Origin of the sequence: Streptomyces sp. NRRL S-350, from assembly GCF_000719705.1 — a bacterium.
Lineage (GTDB): Bacteria > Actinomycetota > Actinomycetes > Streptomycetales > Streptomycetaceae > Kitasatospora.
In genome coordinates this window covers 1-905 of sequence record NZ_JOHO01000175.1, presented here as the reverse complement: position 1 = coordinate 905, position 905 = coordinate 1, and the positions used below count along the sequence as shown (strand labels likewise).

At 69.8% G+C, this 905-nt stretch carries 1 protein-coding gene; it reads right to left on the bottom strand.

Going from position 1 to position 905, the window contains the following annotated elements:
- The coding region (locus tag IF30_RS0140330) for an AMP-binding protein (protein ID WP_158835998.1) at positions 1–905 on the bottom strand (905 nt) is incomplete at both ends.

Sequence of the window (905 nt, the reverse complement as noted above, 5' to 3'; positions counted from 1 at the left end):
AGGTGGTGAAGCCCATGGATTCGACGGGGCCGTAGCCGTTGAGGATGCGCAGGTGGGGGTGGAGGTGTCGGGTGCGGGTGACGTGGGTGACGGAGGCGGTTTCTCCGGCGGTCATGACGGTGCGCAGGCCGGTGAAGACGTGGGGGTGGTCGTCGGTGAGGACGTTGAAGAGGCTGGCGGAGAGTTGGAGGACGGTGACGCCGTGGTCGGTGACGAGTCGGGTGATCTCGTCCAGGTCGGTGCGGGGGCTGACCGGCAGGATGGTGGTGCCGCCGTGGTAGAGCGCGGAGAAGACTTCGAGGGCGAAGGCGTCCCAGGAGACGGGGGAGGACTGGAGGTAGACGTCGTCGGGGCGGAACTCGAGGTAGTCGGGGCCGACGAAGGTGGCGACCAGGGCGCGGTGGGGGGCGATGACGCCCTTGGGGCGGCCGGTGGAGCCGGAGGTGAACATGACGCAGGCGGCGTCGTTCGCTCCGGTCGGGACGTCTGTGAGGTCGTGTCCGTCGAGTCGGTCGATGTGCGGGGTGTCGGCGTCGGGGTCGAGCAGGATGTAGTCGGGGCCTTCGCCGAGGGCGTGGGCGAGTTGGCGGCGGGAGACGACGGTGCGGACGTTGGCGTCCTGGAGGACGGTGGTCAGCCGTTCGACGGGGAAGGCGGGGTCGAGGAGGGTGTAGGCGGCGCCGGCTTTGAGGACGGCGAGCAGTGAGGTGATGAGTGCGGTGCCGCGTTCCAGGTAGACGCCGACTGTCCGGCCCCGGGTGACGCCGCGTTCCCGCAGGTGGCGGGCGAGTCGGTTGGCGCGGGTGTTCAACTCCTCGTAGGTGACGCGTTCTTCGCCCTGTACCAGCGCGTCGGCCTGGGGGCTGACCCGTACCTGCTCCTCGAACACGGCCTGCACGGAGCGC